A 15,773-nucleotide genomic window follows, 5' to 3' on the forward strand; every position below is an offset into this window, starting at 1 on the left:
GGCGAAAGCCGGGACAACAGTCGATCTCCCCCCTCGTGGGGGAGATGTCCGGCAGGACAGAGGGGGGCGCGAAGGAACGCCGTCATGAATCGTCATGTGAAAATCAACTCAGCTCGCATCGCGGCGCAATCTCATTTCCGCACGCTGCGGCTCGGCACGCCGTTCCAGCCGCGCATCGACGCGCTGGCCAAGACCCAGGACTGGTACAACTGGGCCGGCTACCGCGCCCCGCATTCGCTGTGGGACGAGGAGCTCGAATATTTCGCCATTCGCAGCCAGGCGGCGCTGTTCGACATTTCGCCGATGACCAAATACCGGATCGAGGGGCCGGATGCCGAAGCCTTCCTCGACCGCGTCACCTTGCGCGACGTGACAAAACTCAGGCCTGGTCGCATTCACTACACCGCATGGTGCGATGACGAGGGATTCGTCCTCGACGACGGCACGCTGTTCCGGCTGTCGCCGACACGCTTCCGCCTGTGCTCGCAGGAACGGCATCTGCCGTGGCTGCTCGACAGCGCCATCGGATTCGACGTCACGGTCAAGGAAGAAACCGAGGCCGTCGCCGGGCTCGCTCTGCAAGGACCAACCTCTTTTGCCGCGTTGCGCGATGCCGGCTTCGCCGGCGTCGAGAAACTGAGAGTCTTCGACCTCGCCGATTTCGCGCATGATGGCAGCACCGTAACCATTTCGCGCACCGGCTTCACCGGCGATCTCGGCTACGAGCTGTTCGTGCCGGCCGACAAGGCGCTCAGCCTGTGGGACCGGCTGATGACATCAGGCGAACTGCACGGCATCCGCGCCATCGGTTACACCGCGCTTAATCGCGCCCGGCTTGAGGCTGGCCTCATCGTCGCCAATGCCGATTTCACCACCGCCGAGCACGCCATCCGTGCCGACCGCTTGCGCATGCCGGACGAAATCGGCCTCGGCTTCATGATCGATCTGGAAAAAGGCCATTTCAACGGCCGCCGCGCCATTCTCGCGGCCCGCGCCAAATGCAAGCTGCGCCACGTGCTGGTCGGACTTGAGATCGAAGGCAACATTCCGGCCGAACATGCCATCGTCTACCACAAGAAAAGCGGGGAGGTCGGGCTGGTCAGCGCCGCCATGTGGTCGCCGATGGCCAAGCGCAACATCGCCATCGCCTCGCTGGCGCGGCCCTACGGTGATACTGTCGTGGAGGACCTGTGGGTCGAGATCTACGCCATGCGCGAGCTGCAATACCAGAAGCTGATGAAGCGGGCCAAGGTGGTGGCGCGGCCCTTCATCAAGCTCGAGCGCCGCACCACCACTCCGCCGGCGGATTTCTGACCATGACCGACGACGACGACAAGCAGCAAGACGATGAGGAAGCCGCCGAACAGTGGCAGCTGATCAACACGCCGCTCGGCGAGAAATGGTCCGGCCGCACGCGCTATGCCGCCGCCATGTTCTTCTACAAGCGCGGCGAGATGAGCGCCGAGACGCTGGAAGTCTACCGCATCTGCGCGCGGCTCGATTCGGAAAATCCACTGCCGATCATCCGCGACCGTGGCGTCGGCAAGGACTGGCTCAAGCGCATGGGCTTCGAACAGCGCCCACGCTAACCGATCGTTCGTTCCAGCATGCTCAGCCAGTTGCGGTAAGCGATCTTTTCGATCAGCGCGCGGCCGAAACCGCGAGCCGCCAAGGCATCGATCAGCTTGGGCAGGCCACCGACATCGCCGATGGCGGCGGGGATCATGGCGCCATCGAAATCGGAGCCGAGACCAACACCATCTTCGCCCAGCGCCTGCAGCAGCGAATCGACATGACGCACCATGATGTCGAGGCTGGTGTCGGCATTCATGCGCCCGTCCTCACGCAAGAACCCGGTGGCGAAGTTCAGACCGACCATGCCACCGGACTCGCGGATGGCGCCGAGCTGCCAGTCGGTGAGATTGCGCGAATGGCCGCAGATCGCGTGCACGTTCGAATGGGTAGCGACCAGCGGCGCATCGCTGAGCCCGGCGACATCGCGAAAGCCCTTCTCGTTGAGATGCGAGAGGTCGATCATGATCTTCAGCTGATTGCAGGCCTTGACCAACGCCTTGCCGGCATCGGTCAGGCCCGGCCCGGTGTCGGGCGAGGATGGAAAACGGAACGGCACGCCGTTGCCGAAAGCATTCGGACGGCTCCAGACGATGCCCAGCGAGCGCAGGCCGGCGGCATGCAGCACATCGAGCATCGTGAGTTCGGGATCGATCGCTTCGACGCCCTCGATGTGGAACACGGCGGCGATCGTGTCTTGTGCCATGGCTTTGCGCACGTCGGCGGCGCTGCGGCAGACGGCGAGCGCTCCCGCCCGTTCCAGCCGAAACAGGATGGAGGCCATCGCGATCGTCGAGTTGAGCGCATCGGCGCGCGGGACCTCGGGCGGCAGTGGTTCGCTGTCGCTGGGTGCCGAGGGCACGGCGCTGCGCCTGGTTTTCTCGACCGGCGGCGGGAAAATCGCGAACATGCCGCCGGCGAAGCCGCCGGCCTTGGCCCGCGGCAGGTCGATGTGACCGCCCGATTTCCCTTCGATGAACAGCTTTTCGACGTCCGTGTCCTTGGACTGATACAGCCTGAGCAGCGTGTCGTTATGGCCGTCGAAGACGGGGACGATATCGGATGCTGTCATTGGGGGGTCATTCAGTTCGTTTGTCGGCGCGGGAGCGATATATCATACCCACTTAGGCACGATGTGCTACCCGCGCAAATTACAAAGCCGTGCCGGCGGCTGCCCTTTTATACCCCGCACCTGATCGCCCGCTTGTCTGACCCTAATGCTTCAGCACGTCGGCCCATTCCGCGTGGCGGCGGAATTGGGCGTTGGCGAACGGGCAGAGCGGGATGATCTTCTTGCCCGCCGCGCGTGCATCCTCGACGGCGCGGGTGACGAGCCGAAGCCCGGCACCCTGGCCGCGAAAGACGTCCGGCACTTCGGTGTGGTCGATGATGATCTGGTGCTCGCCGATCTTGGTGAAGGTCATCTCGGCCTCGGCGCCATCGGGGCCGCGCAGGACATAGCGCCCTTTGGAACCGCGATCTTCCAGTTCGATCTCAGGCAGTTGGTCGGGCATCGCTAAGCTCCTTGGGCGACACCGGCAAAAAGCCGCCGCGCCGCCTCGATTTCATTTGGCCGAACCTCATGCCCGCCTTCGTGCCACTCCACTGTGACATCGGCACCGTCGGCACGCAAATAGGCTTCGAGCCGCGTCGTCAGGTTCGGCGGGCAGATCGGATCACGCTTGCCGGCGGTCACCAGGATGTGACGGCCGACGAGGCTGCCCTTGACCTGCGGCTCGAACGGGATCAGCGGATGCATCAGAACTGTGGCATCGAACAATCCCGGCATGGCAAACACCACCGAGGCCAGGATGTTGGCGCCGTTGGAATAGCCGAGGCCGAGCACTGCCGATGGCTTTGTCGCCCCGACATGGGCCGCCTCGACATGCGCCTTGACGAATTCAGCCATCTTGTCCGTCGCCCGGCCCAGGTCGTCCATGTCGTAGACGCCCTCGCCGGTACGACGGAAGAAGCGTGGGGCACCATGTTCCGACACATCGCCGCGCGGCGAGATGATGGTTGCCTGGGGCGCGAGATCGCGCCCCAGCGAGACAAGCTGGTTCTCGTCCGCCCCCGTGCCATGGAAGACGAAGAGCAGCACGCCGCCCGGTGAACCGGGCAGCACCGTGTGGATGTAAGCGTCCTTGCTCATGGCCTTAGCCTTCCAGCTTCTGCAGATGCTGCTCGAGATAGGGCCTGAGGTGCTGATGCTGCGTCGGCAGTTTCAGCGCTTCGCCCAGATGAGCGGTGTCCTCGTCCTTGTCGAACCCCGGCTCGTTGGTGGCGACTTCGAACAGCACGCCGCCCGGCGTGCGGAAATAGATCGCCCAGAAGTAGTCGCGATCGATCACCGGTGTCACGCCATAGCCCGTATCCATCAATGCCTTGCGCACTTCGAGCTGCTTGGCGCGGTTCTCGACGGCGAAGGCGACATGGTGGACCGAGCCGGCGCCGAGATCGGCGAAGGGTGCGGTCGGCAGCGATTCGATATCGACGACATCGGCACCATTGCCGTTCTTCACCGCGAACCGGCTGACATTGCCTGATTTCTCGATTTCCTCGTAACCCATGAATTTCAAGAGCTCCTCTGTGGCGCCGCCATCCTTCAGCCTGAGCGCAACCGAGTGAAAGCCACGGATCGCTGCGTCAGCCGGAACCCCGCTTTTCGCCCAGGGCGCACGGCCGTCGGCCTTGGCCTCGACGAGCGCGAAACCGTCGCCGTCGGGACCGGCAAACGCCAGACGCTTCTCGCCGAACGTCTCGTCGCGCGACAGGCCGGAGACACCTGCATCGGCGAAGCGCTTTTCCCAATAGGCGAGCGTGCCTTCGGGCACGGAGTAGACCGTGGTGCCGACCTCGCCGACGCCATGACGGCCCTTGCCGATATTGGGAAACGGAAAATAGGTCATCACCGAACCGGGCGTGCCGACCTCATCGCCATAATAGAGGTGGTAGACGTCGGGCGCGTCGAAATTGACTGTTTTCTTGACCCGGCGCAGGCCAAGCTTGTGGGTGAAGAAATCATTGTTCTGCCGGGCATCACCAGCCATTGAGGTGACGTGATGCAGGCCCTTGATCTGGTCGAGCATTGTCGTGCTCCTTCCCTTGTATTTATGCGGCCCTTGCCGCTGTCCACGCCAATATGAGGACACGACTGCCAGCGGCAAAGGCGGCAAACACAGAATGGACTGTGCTGAAAATATGAACAATCGGAAGAAGGTCGTTCACCGATAGACTAACAGGCCAGGCTTGCGCCGTTGCTGGAAATCGGTTCCATGAGCGGCATTCGAACATGTTGCGACAAGGGCATCGCGAGTGACAGGAAAAGCCAGGCGCCCGAACGTTCTCCTGATCACCTGCGACCAGTGGCGCGGTGATTGCCTGTCGGCGGTTGGCCACCCCGTGGTGAAGACGCCAAATGCCGACGCGCTCGCCGCCGAGGGCGTGTTGTTCAAGCGGCACTATGGCGGCGCGGCGCCTTGTTCGCCGGCGCGTGCCTGCCTCTACACCGGTCTCTACCAGATGAACAACCGCGTCTGCCGCAACGGCTCGCCGCTGGATGCCCGCCACGGCAACATCGCGCTGTATGCCCGGGCGCTAGGCTACGATCCGACACTGTTCGGCTACACCGACGTCTCGCTCGATCCGCGCCTGCTCGCGCCTGGCGATCCAAGGCTGCAAAGCTATGAGGGCGTGCTGCCGGGGTTCACCGTGCGCCAGCTGCTGCCCGAGCACCAGAAGCAATGGCTGTCCTGGCTGAAGCAGCGGGGCATCGATATCAGTGCCGGATCTCCCGGCATCCATCGTCCGGTGGACGGCAGCGGCGAGGCCGGCACCGTCAGCAATGCCCCGCCGGTTTATTCCAGGGACGAAACGCCCGCCGCTTTCCTGACCGGTGAATTCACACGCTGGCTCGGCGAGCAGGAACAGGGCAAGCCGTGGTTCGCGCATCTGTCCTTCATCAGCCCACACCCGCCCTTCATCGTGCCGGAACCGTACAACACGCTCTATGAGCCGGCCGACGGCCCCGCATTCCATCGTGCGGCCAACTGGCAGGCGGAGGCACGGAGCCATCCCTATCTCGCCTATGATCTCGGCCGCCAGAAGCAGGCCAAATTCCGTCCCGGCGCCAATGGCAAGGTGCACGACTGGAGCGAGGATGATTTCCGCCGCATCCGCGCAATCTATTACGGCATGATCTCCGAAACCGATGCGCAGCTCGGCAGCATCTGGCAGGCGGTCAAGGCCGCAGGTGCCTGGGACGACACGATCATCGTACTGACCTCGGACCATGCGGAGATGCTGGGCGATCATTTCATGCTGGGCAAGGGCGGCTATTTCGACGGCAGCTACCACATTCCGCTGATCATCCGTGATCCGCACCACGGCAAGGCTGCCGGCCGCGGTGTCGATCGCTTCACCGAGGCGGTGGACATCCTGCCGACGCTCCTTGACCTGTTTGGCGAAGACCCCGAACCGCACCTTGATGGGCATTCACTGACGCCGTTCCTGAGCGGCGGGAGTCCCGCGGCCTGGCGCGACGCAGCGCATTGGGAGTTCGATTTCCGTTCGATTGCCGGTGGCGAGGCCGAAGCGCATTTCGGCATTGTCTCGCGCCAGTGCAACCTGGCCGTCATCCGCACGGAAAAATTCAAATATGTGCATTTCAACGGCGGCCTGCCGCCGCTGCTGTTCGACCTCGAGAGCGATCCCGGCGAACTCACGAATCTCGCCACTGACCCCGCCTACCTCGCGGTGCGGCTGGAGTTCGCCGAGCGGTTGCTCGCCTGGCGCGCCGAACATCTCGACCAGTCACTGGCGCTGGCGGAGCTGACGGAAAATGGCGTGGTTGGCCATGTGAGCAAGGCAGTAGGCAGTAGGGAATAGGGCTTGCCTACTGCCTACTGCCTACTGCCTACTGCCTACTGCCTACTGCCCTATCGTACCATCATTCGCTGCTGGTCACGCTGCTGGGCATAGCTGCCCTTGTTATAGGCGGGCTGTGCCTGGAGCTGTTCCTTGGTGAATGTCGTGTAGAGATATTTCTTGCCATTCTTGTCGGTCATGAATTTGAGGTTGTCCATGCCGACCGCCACTTCCTTCGAACCTATGCCAAGGAAGCCGCCGACATCGACGATCACCGCGTCGGTCTTCTTGTCCGGCGTCAGCACGACATCGCCGATCTGACCGACCTTGGCGTCATTGGCGCCGTAGACAGTTGTGCCTTTCAGATCGTCACCGCGGATTTCCCCAATCGGCATCGGCGTGAGCGTAGACTTGTCAATTGCCCCGGTGGTTGTCTGGTCGGGGGCCGGTGCGGTAGTGGCTGCGGGAGCCGCGGCCGTCTTGTTGGCGGGAGCGGCGGCGGGGGCCGTGGTGACAGCCGGTGCGGTTGCCGCCGGCTGATTGGATGCCGTTGTGGCCGGGGCCGGGTCATAGGCCTTGCGGTTGAACTCCGCCTGTGCCTGCAGCTCCTCCTTGGTGGTCTGCGCCACCAGCCAGCGGTTGCCGTTCTTCTCCGCCCACTGTGTCTTGTTGAAGTCGTAGGTGACGTTCTTGGCGCCCAGACCAAGGAAACCACCCACGCCGATGACCAGCGACTGGGCTTTTCCTTCCTTGGACAGGACGATGTCGTCGACCTTGCCGATGTTCTGCGCGTCATCGCCGGTACCGTTGTAGACGGTTTCCCCGATGATGTTGGTGGCAAGGTTGCCCTCGGCACGATTCACCGGCTCGACCTTGGCGGGAACCTGCGCGGTGTCGGCCGGTGCGGTAGCCGACGGAGCTTCCGCGGTTGTCGACGGCGCGGGTGCCGGTGCATAGGCCTTGCTGTCGAAGTCCGGCCGTGCCTTCAGTTCGTCCGTGGTCGTCTGGGCGACCAGCCAACGGTCGCCATTCTTCTCGGCCCACTGCAGCTTGTCGTAATCGAAGGCGACATTCTTCGTCCCCACGCCCAGGAAGCCGCCGACGCCGATGACGACGGATTTCGCCTGGCCGTTCTTGTCGAAGACGACGTCGCTGACCTTGCCGATGTTCTCGGCGTTGTCACCGGTGCCGTTGTAGACGGTTTCGCCGATGATGTTGGTGACGATGCTGCCCTCTGCGCGCGGCACCGGTGCGGTGGCCGCAGGCGCCTCTGGGGCGGCAGGTGCTGGGGTTGTCGCGCTCTGCGCGAAGGCGCCGGTCGCAATCAATGTAGCGACGGCGGTGGTGGCTAAAAGGGTGCGGATCATGATGGTGTCTCCTGGTGCCTGATTTCGTACATGCCGTGCGGAAACAAAGGAGATCCGGCGCGGCATCTCTACAGGTTCACAACGTCGTGAACATGCTGTTGTTCCGACAAAAGTGACCTGGGCGCTCGCGGCCAATCCCAAGTGCCACATCATCAAATGCAACCGCGGATTTCGGCGCTGCCGGAACTTTCATCGGGGCGCCGCGTTTCAGTCTTCGGCTGGGTTCGTCCCGGCCTGTTCGTGGTTGAACTGACGGAGCGGGGCATGAGATTTGCAGCGGTGCTGAACCGGGACGGCGGCACCTTGCGCTCCACCGACATTGCCGCTTTTGCCGACCGGATGCGTCAGACACTGGAAACGGCAGGGCACTCGCTCAGCATAGACGTGGTTGCCGGAGAGGACGTGGTGGAAACCCTGGACAGCGTTTCGCGCCGCGCCGTCGACGTCGTGCTGGCCGGTGGCGGCGACGGAACCATTTCAGCAGCGGCCGCGAGGCTGATGGGCAAGAAAAAGGCGCTCGCCATACTGCCGGCCGGCACCATGAACCTGTTCGCGCGCGGCCTCGGCATTCCACAATCACTCGACGCTGCGCTGAATTCCTTCGCTGACGGCGAAATCATCGCCGTCGACATGGCCACGGCCAACGGCCGGCCCTTCGTGCACCAGTTCTCCATCGGAATGCATGCGAAGATGGTGCAGTTGCGCCAAAGGATGGAATTCGGCTCGCGCCTGGGAAAGATCGGCGCTTCGGTCAAGGCGGCATGGGCGACGATCAAGAACCCGCCGTCGATGAACGTCACGCTCAGCATCGGCGAAGCCGAGATGACTGCGCGCATAACCGGCATCGGCATTACCAACAATCTGTTCGGCGAAGGCCACTTGCCTTATGCGGACAACCCTTCCGGCGGCGTGCTTGGCATCTATGTCACCGTGGCGCAGCAGCGCGCCGAACTGGTCAAGTTCTTCTTCAACATGGCACGCGGCAAATGGCGCGACAACGAACATGTCGAAATCCACCAGGCCGACCGGACGGTCCTGAAAATCCATTCCGGCAGCAGGAAGTTCCGCGCCGTCATGGATGGCGAACTGGTCAGGCTCGAGCGTGAGACGACGATCGAAATCCAGCCCGGCGCGCTGAATGTCCTGGTGCCGTCCCGCATCACCGAGGCGAAGGCTGCCTGATGTTCGGTGGAGCGGTGCAATCAGCGGTTCTAGCCCGAGGGCGCCTCTCCGGTCGTAGGCGGCGTGGGGACATGCTGCTGATCGCTGTTCGTCGACTTGATCAACGCCCCATAAATCTCAGCGACGCCCCACGCGATGAGCACCAGAAGCAGTGCGGCGATCAGGATACGGAATCCATGCTGACCCCATCGCCCCTGACGCGCTTTGTTTTCGGGAATGATCTTGGGCATGGTCGGTCCTTGTCTCTTCATGCGCCTATCGGCACACGGTCGGGTAACGGTTCCTTGCTACGATGGTTCCGGGGAAGGCGGCGCCAGGTCTGCCGGCCGAGGTTGCGCGCGCGGTGAAAGACAAAGACCGGCTGGCCGTGCTGCACGGGCTGAAGATGCTGGCCATGGCGGCCGACCTGGGGACCGCATCAGCAGCCTCGCCGCGTCCGTGATGCAGGTACCGATCGCCCTGCTTGCGCTCGTTAGTATCGAGCGGCAATGAATACCGGCCCGAAGGCGTCTTCGCCGAAATATCGATGCCGCTGGAAGATCTGACCAAGCAACGGATATTACCCCGACCGCCGGCCCTATTTCCCCTCCCCGGCATCCGGATCGTCGTGCTTCACGTTCTCACGGTAGATCGCATAGGCCGCGAGCGCCAAGGCTGGACCCAAAATGACGCCGAGGCCGCCCTTCCCCTTAAGCAGGGTCGGCAGCACCGCGAGTGCGGCCGTGATACCGATCGCCATGATGTTGGCCTTGCGCCGCCTTGCCTCGCGGCGGGCATGGACGCCGGACATCAACCGATAGGTCAGAAAAACGAGGCCGGCGACGACCAGGAAGCCGCCGCCGAAACCAAGCGATGCCGCGAACGATCCATAGCGCGTCGCGGCCCAGATATAGGCCGCCCCGACCAGGAAGCCGAGGCCGCAGAACGCGGCAAGCGCGGCAAGCGCGTAAACGATGGCCGCCGTGCGTGCTCGATGTATGGCTGCCACGGTTTCGCCCGAGGCGAGACCCGAGAGCAGGGATGCCAGCAGTCCCATCTGGGGGCGGAGCTAGCGACGCGCGAGCAGCGCGAAGAGGAAGCCGACGCCGGCGGCGATCGCCAGCGACGTCACGGGCTTTTCGCGCACGCTGGCCACCATTTGCGCTTCAATGTCCCTGGCGTTGCCGCGCAGGCTGTCGAAGGCCGCTTCACCCTGGGCGCGCAACTGTTCGACGCCCTCGGCCGCCGCACGGCGCGCTGTCCCGTAGCCGTGCTCACCGGTCTTGGCCAACTGTTTGGTGAGCTTGTCGATGTCAGCCTTCAATTGCCGGATGTCGGCTTCGAGATCCGAATTCGTCCGCGCTTCGTTGGCGGTCTTCCCTGCACCGGTGGCCATTCCTTAACTCCTTGTGATTGCGCGGTTTCAAACGCGCCGTGCGTCTCAAGGTTCCGGCATCGGGACAAACTAGCCGAAAACCTGTCCGCGCGCACCCGATCCGCCTTCCCGGTAGTGGGTCAGTTTGAAATTTCGCCTTTGAATGGCCGGCGCGCTGAATGCCATATTCGACCTATGACCGATAAGCACCCAAAGCGCCCGCGAAGGCAATCCCGATCCCAAGCACGTCAGCACGTCATTTGCTGAACGCCAGAACCTCACCATGCGAATGCATATGCGCCGCTTCACCCGCCTGACCAACGGCTTTTCCAAGAAGGTCGAGGCTCACGCCAATGCGGTCGCTCTGCACTTCATGTACTACAACTTCGTTCGCATTCATTCATCGCTTCGCGTTACCCCGCAATGGCCGCCGGTGTTACGGACAAGCTTTGGGAAATTGGCGATATCGTAGCGCTGATCGAAGCGAAAGAAGCGGAGAAGCCGATGGCGCGCGGGCCCTATTCAACCAAGGGCCGGGGCGGTCTTGCGCGAGAGCCCCAGCCCTAGTAGTGCCGCTTATATCAGGCTGGTACTAGTTCGATGATACGCATGATGCTGGGCTTGTCGCTCTTATTCGTGTCGGTTTCTACGTTTCCAACAGGGCAGAAGTAGATGTCACCGGGCTGTAACGTGAAAGGTTCCTTCCCTTTGATTTCCGCATAGAGCGGTGCACCCTGGATTTCGCATATGTCCACGGTTTTAGAACCCGGGTCCGAGAACGTTGATCCGGGCTGGAAGGTGATTTCCATAAGCAGTGCTTTCGAAAAGCCCGGAACCGGCCCTATGGGCGCTACTTCCCTGAACGTTTTCAATGTTACCCCTGGAGCAAGTTCCTCGACTTTCACGTCCTCCGCATTAGCGGACGAACCTCCCCCGAACAGCGTCGCGGCGCCCATCGCACCGAAGATCAAAACCGAACGCCGATCAAATTCAGACTTTGCTTGAATGTGTTCCATGCCTTTCCTCCCTATTCTTTTATGAACGCAACAAACAAGTATAGCATTTAATGGCCCAACCTTCCACTGACCGGCACCTGACAAAGCTGACTTAGCTAGTTGCGGACGGACGCCCCCATCCAGTGCGAAATTTCAAACTGACCCACTGCCGCCTTGCCCGGCAAGCGGTGCTGCGTCAGATCAGCGGCCGGCGGCCCTCGCCCAGCCCTTCCCAGCCTGCGAGCTGCTTGAGCCCGTCATTGTCGATGACCTCGCAACCACCATCGCGCCAGATGATCAGCTTGCGATCCATCAGCTTGCGGATCGTCTTGTTGGTGTGAACCAGCGACAGGCCAAGCGTATCGGCGATATGCTGCTGGGTGATCGGGATCTGGATGGATTGCTTGCCGCTCAGCCTGACGGCCCTGGCCCGGCTGCCGATGAAGGCGATGAGATAGGCCGCGCGCGTCCATTCTGGCCTGGCATTTCGACCCCTCTTCGAAAGCCTGCCGGCCGGCAGGTCGCGATCAACGTTTTGCCAAGATCGAGGTTCCGACCTCGGCGACATGTCTTTTTTAAATGACAACGAGTGCAATTGCGATCATGACTCCGACGTTTCAAAGGAGCCTTTGCCTGTGTCGCCATTGCTTGACGGATTGCGGATTCTTGTGCTCGAGGACGAATTCCTCATTGCCATGGACGTCGAGCAGCTTTGCCGCGATCATGGTGCACGGGAGGTGGTGATTGCCCGCGATCTAGCCGAGATCAATGGCCGAGAGGTCGCCACGCAATTCGACGCGGCCATCGTCGATCTGATGCTGGGCGGCACCTCGACGCTCGAATTCGCAGCCGGCTTGCGAAAAACAGGCGTCCCTTTCGTGTTTGCCTCCGGCTATTCGGATGCGGAAGAGATCAGGACATCCTTTCCGGGAGTGAGGCTGGTGACTAAACCCTATTCAGGTGAAGATCTCGTCGAAGCGCTGGCCGTGGCTTACGGACGCGGCTCTCCTGGGTGAGATCGATGCTGATGTGCCCGGATCGCGTGTCCGGATCACGCGTCAATGCGCCGCCGTCCCCGTGACCTGCGCCGAAATCGCATCGGGTCCATATTCATCCTCGCCGGAAATCTTCAGGATTTCCTGCAGGCGCGTGCGGGCCCGGCTGACACGGCTCTTGATCGTTCCGACTGCACAACCGCAGATTTCCGCGGCTTCCTCATAGGAGAAGCCCGATGCGCCGATGAGGATGATGGCCTCGCGCTGGTCTTCCGGCAATTGTTCGAGAGCGCCACGAAAATCCTTGAGATCGAGTTGGCCGTGCTGGGCCGGATGCACCGCGAGCCTGGCCGTCATGATGCCGTCGCTGTCCTGCACCTCTCGGCCGCGTTTGCGCATCTGCGAATAGAATTCATTGCGCAGGATCGTGAAAAGCCATGCCTTGAGGTTGGTGCCGGGCTGAAAGCTCTCATGCTTGTCCCATGCTTTGACCAGGGTCTCCTGAACGAGGTCGTCGGCCTTGTCGGCATTCTGCGTCAGCGACACGGCAAAGGCTCGCAAGCTCGGGATTGCCCCAAGCAGATCGGTCTTGAAGCCTTGGGAGACCGCTGCCATGGCTCAGTCCTTCTTCTGTGCGGGTTCGGCCCGCTCCAGTTGGCTGAGCAACTGGGCAAAGCGATCCGGCACATCGTCGGAGACCAGCTCGTCATAATACTGTTTGAGTTTGCGTCCGATTTCGGAGTTCGGCCCGAGCGGGTCGCCGACACCGTTCCGGCGCCTGCCCGCGGCGCCAGTCAAAATATCTTTCGTCATGTCCTTCATTTCGCCCTTATATTCCCAAACCCAAGCCGCTATTCAACTCAAAACAAGGCAAGCGGCACCATCGTCTGGTTGCCCATCCCAACCTCCAGAACGCCGTTCCCGCCTATTCGTTCCATATCGCGCGGAACTTTTTCGGAAGACCCGCGTTGTTAAATGGGGTTTGCAATCAGTTGATCTGCAATCCGGGCAATCACGTCATTCTGAGGGAGACGTCTTACCATGAGTTTATCCGCCACCATCGCCCCGCACCTGCCGTTCCTGCGCCGCTTCTCGCGTGCCGTGTCGGGATCGCAAGAGAGCGGCGACGCGCTGGTCGCTGCGATGCTTGAGGCCATCATCGCCGATATAGACATCTTTCCCGAGGCATCGAGCGACCGCATCGCCTTGTACAAGGTTTTCGCCAAACTCTTCACGTCCATCGCCATCCGCGTGCCGCAGGAGCAGGCACAATCGGCCTGGGAGCAGCGCGCGGCCGCCAATCTCAACGCGATCGCGCCTCTTCCCCGTCAGGCCTTCTTGCTGGTTGCCGTCGAAGGCTTCAGCGAGGACGAGGCGGCCGAGATTCTCGACGTCAGCGAGCAGGAATTCTCCGAGCTGCTTGCCCAGGCAAGCAATGAGATTTCCCGCCAGGTGGCGACCGACGTGCTGATCATCGAGGACGAGCCGTTGATCGCCATGGACATAGAGGAGATGGTCGAGAGCCTCGGCCATCGTGTCGTCGGGACGGCGCGCACCCATGCTGAAGCGGTGACGATGTTCGGCAAGACACGGCCGAAGATGGTGCTGGCCGACATCCAGCTCGCCGACGGCAGTTCAGGCATCGAGGCGGTCAACGAGATCCTGTCGTCAACTTCGGTGCCGGTTATCTTCATCACCGCCTTTCCCGAACGCCTCCTGACCGGCGAGCGCCCGGAACCGGCCTTCCTTGTGACCAAGCCGTTCAATCCCGACATGGTCAAGGCGCTGATCAGCCAGGCGCTGTTCTTCGACCGCCAGGCGAAAGCCGCCGCATAGTTTCGCTGCTTTCCAGCGGGAACTCACGAAAAAAGGCCGTCCGGTGCGATGCATCGGGTGGCCTTTTTGGCAGCCCGGCCCATCATCCGCGAATTTCGAGGCCCGCTCCTGCCTCTAACGGTTTGCAAGCTTCGTCTTTTTCGGCAAAGGGTGGAACAAACCGCATTCACCCACGTTTTTACCGCACCATTCGGAAGGAGATGAACCATGCTTTACTGGGCGCTCGTATTTCTTGTCGTGGCGATCATAGCCGGCGCGCTTGGTTTCGGCGGCATCGCCGGCACATCTGCCGGCATAGCGCAGATATTGTTCTTCATCTTTCTCGCCTTCCTGGTCATTTCGCTCCTGGCCGGCCTGTTCAGGCGGGTGTGAGGCTGAGCGTTCATCCAGGCGAACACTGGAAGCCGCACCCCTCAAACGGTTTCCAGCCACCGCCGGGCGGTATCCCCCAAAAGGACGCCGTCCGGCGGACCGCTTTGGAAGCCGGCCCACGGGATTTCATTTTGGGAACCCATTTGACAATGAGCCGTTCAGCCTGATTGGGTGGACAGATTGACCGATGCGTTCCAGGACTGCAGATAAAGAGGGAAACACACGGACAGACGAAGTCATCGCGCTGCATCCTGTCGAAAGCGGCATGCAGCTTGGTCGGGCACTTCTCCACGCATTGCACAATGCCGGCATTTCCGTCCTCTATCAGGATCGCGAGATGAAAACCGTATGGGCCCGCAACATGCGAGAGCCCTGGGTTCCCGCCGCCGCTGAAGGCGACGGCATCCTGCCGACGACACAGGCTGACCGCATCAGCACCGCCAAGCGCGAGGTCATCGCGTCGGGAAATCCGCAGCGCCTGGATATCAGTGTTCCGGTCGAGGATGGCGTGCGCTGGTTTCAGGTTTGGGTCGACGCCGACCATGGCGATGGCGGCGACGTGCAAGGTGTCGTCACCACAATGGTCGAGACGACCGAGCAGAGGCGGCGCGAACAGACCCTGACAACGCTGCTGCGCGAAGTCAGCCACCGCTCGAAGAACCTCCTGGCGATCATCCAGAGCATCGCCACCCAGACCGGTCGCTATTCCGACAGCATCAGCGATTTCCTGACGCGCTTTCGCGGCCGGCTGCAGTCATTGGCCTCCTCCCAGGATCTGGTGACATCCTCCAACTGGCGAGGTGCCGCCCTTCATGAACTGGTGACGAGCCAAGTCGGCCGCTATGGGACGAACACATCGTACAACCTTCGCTTTCGGGGTGCCAATCCCTACCTCAATCCCAACGCCGCGCTGCATATCGGCCTGGCCATGCACGAACTCGCCGTCAACTCGGTCAGCTACGGCGCCTTGTCCCGCCCGGATGGGTTCGTCGAAGTGACCGCCGATCTCGACACCACCGCCACCGGTGAGGTTGCCTTGGCGCTGACATGGGCCGAAACCATTGGCACCGATGGCGGTCGGGAGACGCAAAAGCGCTTCGGCAGCGTGGCGCTGGAACGGGTGGTTCCCACATCCCTGGGCGGAACCGCGAGCCTCGACATCGCGGATGGTCACCTTGAATACCGTCTTGTCGTCCCGCATGGCAATTTCGAGACGCAATGAGCGCCTGCGGCA

The 15,773-nt window shown here is 62.0% G+C and carries 19 protein-coding genes and 2 pseudogenes; 9 read left to right on the plus strand and 12 right to left on the minus strand.

Features of this window, described 5'->3' with window-relative positions:
* Positions 1-84: 84 nt before the first annotated feature.
* Together JT360_RS00945 and JT360_RS00950 are read left to right on the plus strand one after the other, a co-directional pair.
* Complete coding sequence (locus JT360_RS00945; protein ID WP_214469618.1) at positions 85-1,314, plus strand: aminomethyl transferase family protein; 1,230 nt, start codon at positions 85-87, stop codon at positions 1,312-1,314.
* Between the two features lie 2 nt (positions 1,315-1,316).
* Positions 1,317-1,589, plus strand: coding sequence for a hypothetical protein (locus JT360_RS00950; RefSeq protein ID WP_214469619.1), 273 nt, complete (start codon positions 1,317-1,319; stop codon positions 1,587-1,589).
* Here JT360_RS00950 and JT360_RS00955 read toward each other — a convergent pair.
* The 4 genes from JT360_RS00955 to JT360_RS00970 all read right to left on the minus strand — a co-directional run bounded on the left by JT360_RS00955 (position 1,586) and on the right by JT360_RS00970 (position 4,661).
* Positions 1,586-2,644, minus strand: coding sequence for a dipeptidase (locus JT360_RS00955; protein WP_214469620.1), 1,059 nt, complete (start codon positions 2,642-2,644; stop codon positions 1,586-1,588). The two genes, JT360_RS00950 and JT360_RS00955, sit on opposite strands and share 4 nt — an antisense overlap.
* Positions 2,645-2,786: 142 nt before the next feature.
* Positions 2,787-3,086 (minus strand): GNAT family N-acetyltransferase, encoded by a 300-nt coding sequence (locus tag JT360_RS00960; protein WP_214469621.1) that lies wholly within the window; start codon positions 3,084-3,086, stop codon positions 2,787-2,789.
* A 2-nt stretch (positions 3,087-3,088) separates the two neighbouring features.
* Positions 3,089-3,724 (minus strand): alpha/beta hydrolase, encoded by a 636-nt coding sequence (locus JT360_RS00965; RefSeq protein WP_214469622.1) that lies wholly within the window; start codon positions 3,722-3,724, stop codon positions 3,089-3,091.
* Between the two features lie 4 nt (positions 3,725-3,728).
* The gene (locus JT360_RS00970) at positions 3,729-4,661 is read right to left on the minus strand and encodes a VOC family protein (protein WP_214469623.1); all 933 of its coding nucleotides are present in this window, start codon (positions 4,659-4,661) and stop codon (positions 3,729-3,731) included.
* A gap of 226 nt (positions 4,662-4,887) precedes the next feature.
* Here JT360_RS00970 and JT360_RS00975 point away from each other — a divergent pair, with 226 nt between their 5' ends.
* Positions 4,888-6,459, plus strand: a complete 1,572-nt coding sequence (locus JT360_RS00975; RefSeq protein ID WP_214469624.1) for an alkaline phosphatase family protein — start codon at positions 4,888-4,890, stop codon at positions 6,457-6,459.
* Positions 6,460-6,509: 50 nt separating this feature from the next.
* Here JT360_RS00975 and JT360_RS00980 read toward each other — a convergent pair whose 3' ends face one another.
* On the minus strand, positions 6,510-7,805 hold the full coding sequence (locus tag JT360_RS00980) for a PRC-barrel domain-containing protein (protein WP_214469625.1): 1,296 nt from the start codon (positions 7,803-7,805) through the stop codon (positions 6,510-6,512).
* A gap of 264 nt (positions 7,806-8,069) precedes the next feature.
* On the opposite strand from JT360_RS00980, the gene JT360_RS00985 reads away from it, so the two are divergent.
* Entirely contained in the window at positions 8,070-8,987 is a 918-nt protein-coding gene (locus tag JT360_RS00985) for a diacylglycerol/lipid kinase family protein (RefSeq protein ID WP_214469626.1), read from the plus strand.
* A gap of 29 nt (positions 8,988-9,016) precedes the next feature.
* Here JT360_RS00985 and JT360_RS00990 read toward each other — a convergent pair whose 3' ends face one another.
* The 3 genes from JT360_RS00990 to JT360_RS01005 all read right to left on the minus strand — a co-directional run bounded on the left by JT360_RS00990 (position 9,017) and on the right by JT360_RS01005 (position 10,362).
* Positions 9,017-9,217, minus strand: coding sequence for a hypothetical protein (locus JT360_RS00990; RefSeq protein WP_214469627.1), 201 nt, complete (start codon positions 9,215-9,217; stop codon positions 9,017-9,019).
* A gap of 347 nt (positions 9,218-9,564) precedes the next feature.
* Entirely contained in the window at positions 9,565-10,023 is a 459-nt protein-coding gene (locus JT360_RS01000) for a hypothetical protein (protein ID WP_214469628.1), read from the minus strand.
* A 12-nt stretch (positions 10,024-10,035) separates the two neighbouring features.
* A complete protein-coding gene (locus JT360_RS01005; protein ID WP_214469629.1) occupies positions 10,036-10,362 on the minus strand; it encodes an ElaB/YgaM/YqjD family protein in 327 nt (108 codons plus the stop codon).
* Between the two features lie 184 nt (positions 10,363-10,546).
* Here JT360_RS01005 and JT360_RS01010 point away from each other — a divergent pair.
* A pseudogene (locus JT360_RS01010) lies at positions 10,547-10,908 on the plus strand (hypothetical protein); the annotation flags it as partial.
* A gap of 14 nt (positions 10,909-10,922) precedes the next feature.
* Here the strand turns inward: JT360_RS01010 and JT360_RS01015 are convergent.
* Together JT360_RS01015 and JT360_RS01020 are read right to left on the minus strand one after the other, a co-directional pair.
* A complete protein-coding gene (locus JT360_RS01015; RefSeq protein ID WP_214469630.1) occupies positions 10,923-11,357 on the minus strand; it encodes a hypothetical protein in 435 nt (144 codons plus the stop codon).
* 175 nt (positions 11,358-11,532) lie between these two features.
* A pseudogene (locus JT360_RS01020) lies at positions 11,533-11,802 on the minus strand (helix-turn-helix domain-containing protein); the annotation flags it as partial.
* 169 nt (positions 11,803-11,971) lie between these two features.
* On the opposite strand from JT360_RS01020, the gene JT360_RS01025 reads away from it, so the two are divergent.
* The gene (locus JT360_RS01025; protein ID WP_352126981.1) at positions 11,972-12,352 is read left to right on the plus strand and encodes a response regulator; all 381 of its coding nucleotides are present in this window, start codon (positions 11,972-11,974) and stop codon (positions 12,350-12,352) included.
* Between the two features lie 42 nt (positions 12,353-12,394).
* Here the strand turns inward: JT360_RS01025 and JT360_RS01030 are convergent, their stop codons facing one another.
* Positions 12,395-12,946, minus strand: coding sequence for an RNA polymerase sigma factor (locus tag JT360_RS01030; RefSeq protein ID WP_010911883.1), 552 nt, complete (start codon positions 12,944-12,946; stop codon positions 12,395-12,397).
* A gap of 3 nt (positions 12,947-12,949) precedes the next feature.
* A complete protein-coding gene (locus JT360_RS01035; RefSeq protein ID WP_214469631.1) occupies positions 12,950-13,153 on the minus strand; it encodes a NepR family anti-sigma factor in 204 nt (67 codons plus the stop codon).
* Between the two features lie 219 nt (positions 13,154-13,372).
* Here JT360_RS01035 and JT360_RS01040 point away from each other — a divergent pair, with 219 nt between their 5' ends.
* From JT360_RS01040 to JT360_RS01050, 3 genes are all read left to right on the plus strand, one after another.
* On the plus strand, positions 13,373-14,167 hold the full coding sequence (locus JT360_RS01040) for a response regulator (protein WP_214469632.1): 795 nt from the start codon (positions 13,373-13,375) through the stop codon (positions 14,165-14,167).
* A gap of 207 nt (positions 14,168-14,374) precedes the next feature.
* Positions 14,375-14,539, plus strand: coding sequence for a DUF1328 domain-containing protein (locus JT360_RS01045; protein WP_214469633.1), 165 nt, complete (start codon positions 14,375-14,377; stop codon positions 14,537-14,539).
* Positions 14,540-14,726: 187 nt separating this feature from the next.
* Positions 14,727-15,761 (plus strand): sensor histidine kinase, encoded by a 1,035-nt coding sequence (locus JT360_RS01050; protein WP_214469634.1) that lies wholly within the window; start codon positions 14,727-14,729, stop codon positions 15,759-15,761.
* The last annotated feature ends 12 nt before the right edge of the window (positions 15,762-15,773 follow it).

Origin of the sequence: Mesorhizobium sp. dw_380, from assembly GCF_018588885.1 — a bacterium.
In the GTDB taxonomy this organism is placed as follows: domain Bacteria; phylum Pseudomonadota; class Alphaproteobacteria; order Rhizobiales; family Rhizobiaceae; genus Mesorhizobium.

Excerpts from the sequence above, each read along its gene's own strand:
- JT360_RS00945 (WP_214469618.1), top strand. The coding sequence starts at position 85 with ATGAATCGTCATGTGAAAATCAACTCAGCTCGCATCGCGGCGCAATCT.
- JT360_RS00950 (WP_214469619.1), top strand. The coding sequence starts at position 1,317 with ATGACCGACGACGACGACAAGCAGCAAGACGATGAGGAAGCCGCCGAA.
- JT360_RS00955 (WP_214469620.1), bottom strand. The coding sequence starts at position 2,644 with ATGACAGCATCCGATATCGTCCCCGTCTTCGACGGCCATAACGACACG.
- JT360_RS00960 (WP_214469621.1), bottom strand. The coding sequence starts at position 3,086 with ATGCCCGACCAACTGCCTGAGATCGAACTGGAAGATCGCGGTTCCAAA.
- JT360_RS00965 (WP_214469622.1), bottom strand. The coding sequence starts at position 3,724 with ATGAGCAAGGACGCTTACATCCACACGGTGCTGCCCGGTTCACCGGGC.
- JT360_RS00970 (WP_214469623.1), bottom strand. The coding sequence starts at position 4,661 with ATGCTCGACCAGATCAAGGGCCTGCATCACGTCACCTCAATGGCTGGT.
- JT360_RS00980 (WP_214469625.1), bottom strand. The coding sequence starts at position 7,805 with ATGATCCGCACCCTTTTAGCCACCACCGCCGTCGCTACATTGATTGCG.
- JT360_RS00985 (WP_214469626.1), top strand. The coding sequence starts at position 8,070 with ATGAGATTTGCAGCGGTGCTGAACCGGGACGGCGGCACCTTGCGCTCC.
- JT360_RS00990 (WP_214469627.1), bottom strand. The coding sequence starts at position 9,217 with ATGCCCAAGATCATTCCCGAAAACAAAGCGCGTCAGGGGCGATGGGGT.
- JT360_RS01000 (WP_214469628.1), bottom strand. The coding sequence starts at position 10,023 with ATGGGACTGCTGGCATCCCTGCTCTCGGGTCTCGCCTCGGGCGAAACC.
- JT360_RS01005 (WP_214469629.1), bottom strand. The coding sequence starts at position 10,362 with ATGGCCACCGGTGCAGGGAAGACCGCCAACGAAGCGCGGACGAATTCG.
- JT360_RS01015 (WP_214469630.1), bottom strand. The coding sequence starts at position 11,357 with ATGGAACACATTCAAGCAAAGTCTGAATTTGATCGGCGTTCGGTTTTG.
- JT360_RS01030 (WP_010911883.1), bottom strand. The coding sequence starts at position 12,946 with ATGGCAGCGGTCTCCCAAGGCTTCAAGACCGATCTGCTTGGGGCAATC.
- JT360_RS01035 (WP_214469631.1), bottom strand. The coding sequence starts at position 13,153 with ATGAAGGACATGACGAAAGATATTTTGACTGGCGCCGCGGGCAGGCGC.
- JT360_RS01040 (WP_214469632.1), top strand. The coding sequence starts at position 13,373 with ATGAGTTTATCCGCCACCATCGCCCCGCACCTGCCGTTCCTGCGCCGC.
- JT360_RS01045 (WP_214469633.1), top strand. The coding sequence starts at position 14,375 with ATGCTTTACTGGGCGCTCGTATTTCTTGTCGTGGCGATCATAGCCGGC.
- JT360_RS01050 (WP_214469634.1), top strand. The coding sequence starts at position 14,727 with ATGCGTTCCAGGACTGCAGATAAAGAGGGAAACACACGGACAGACGAA.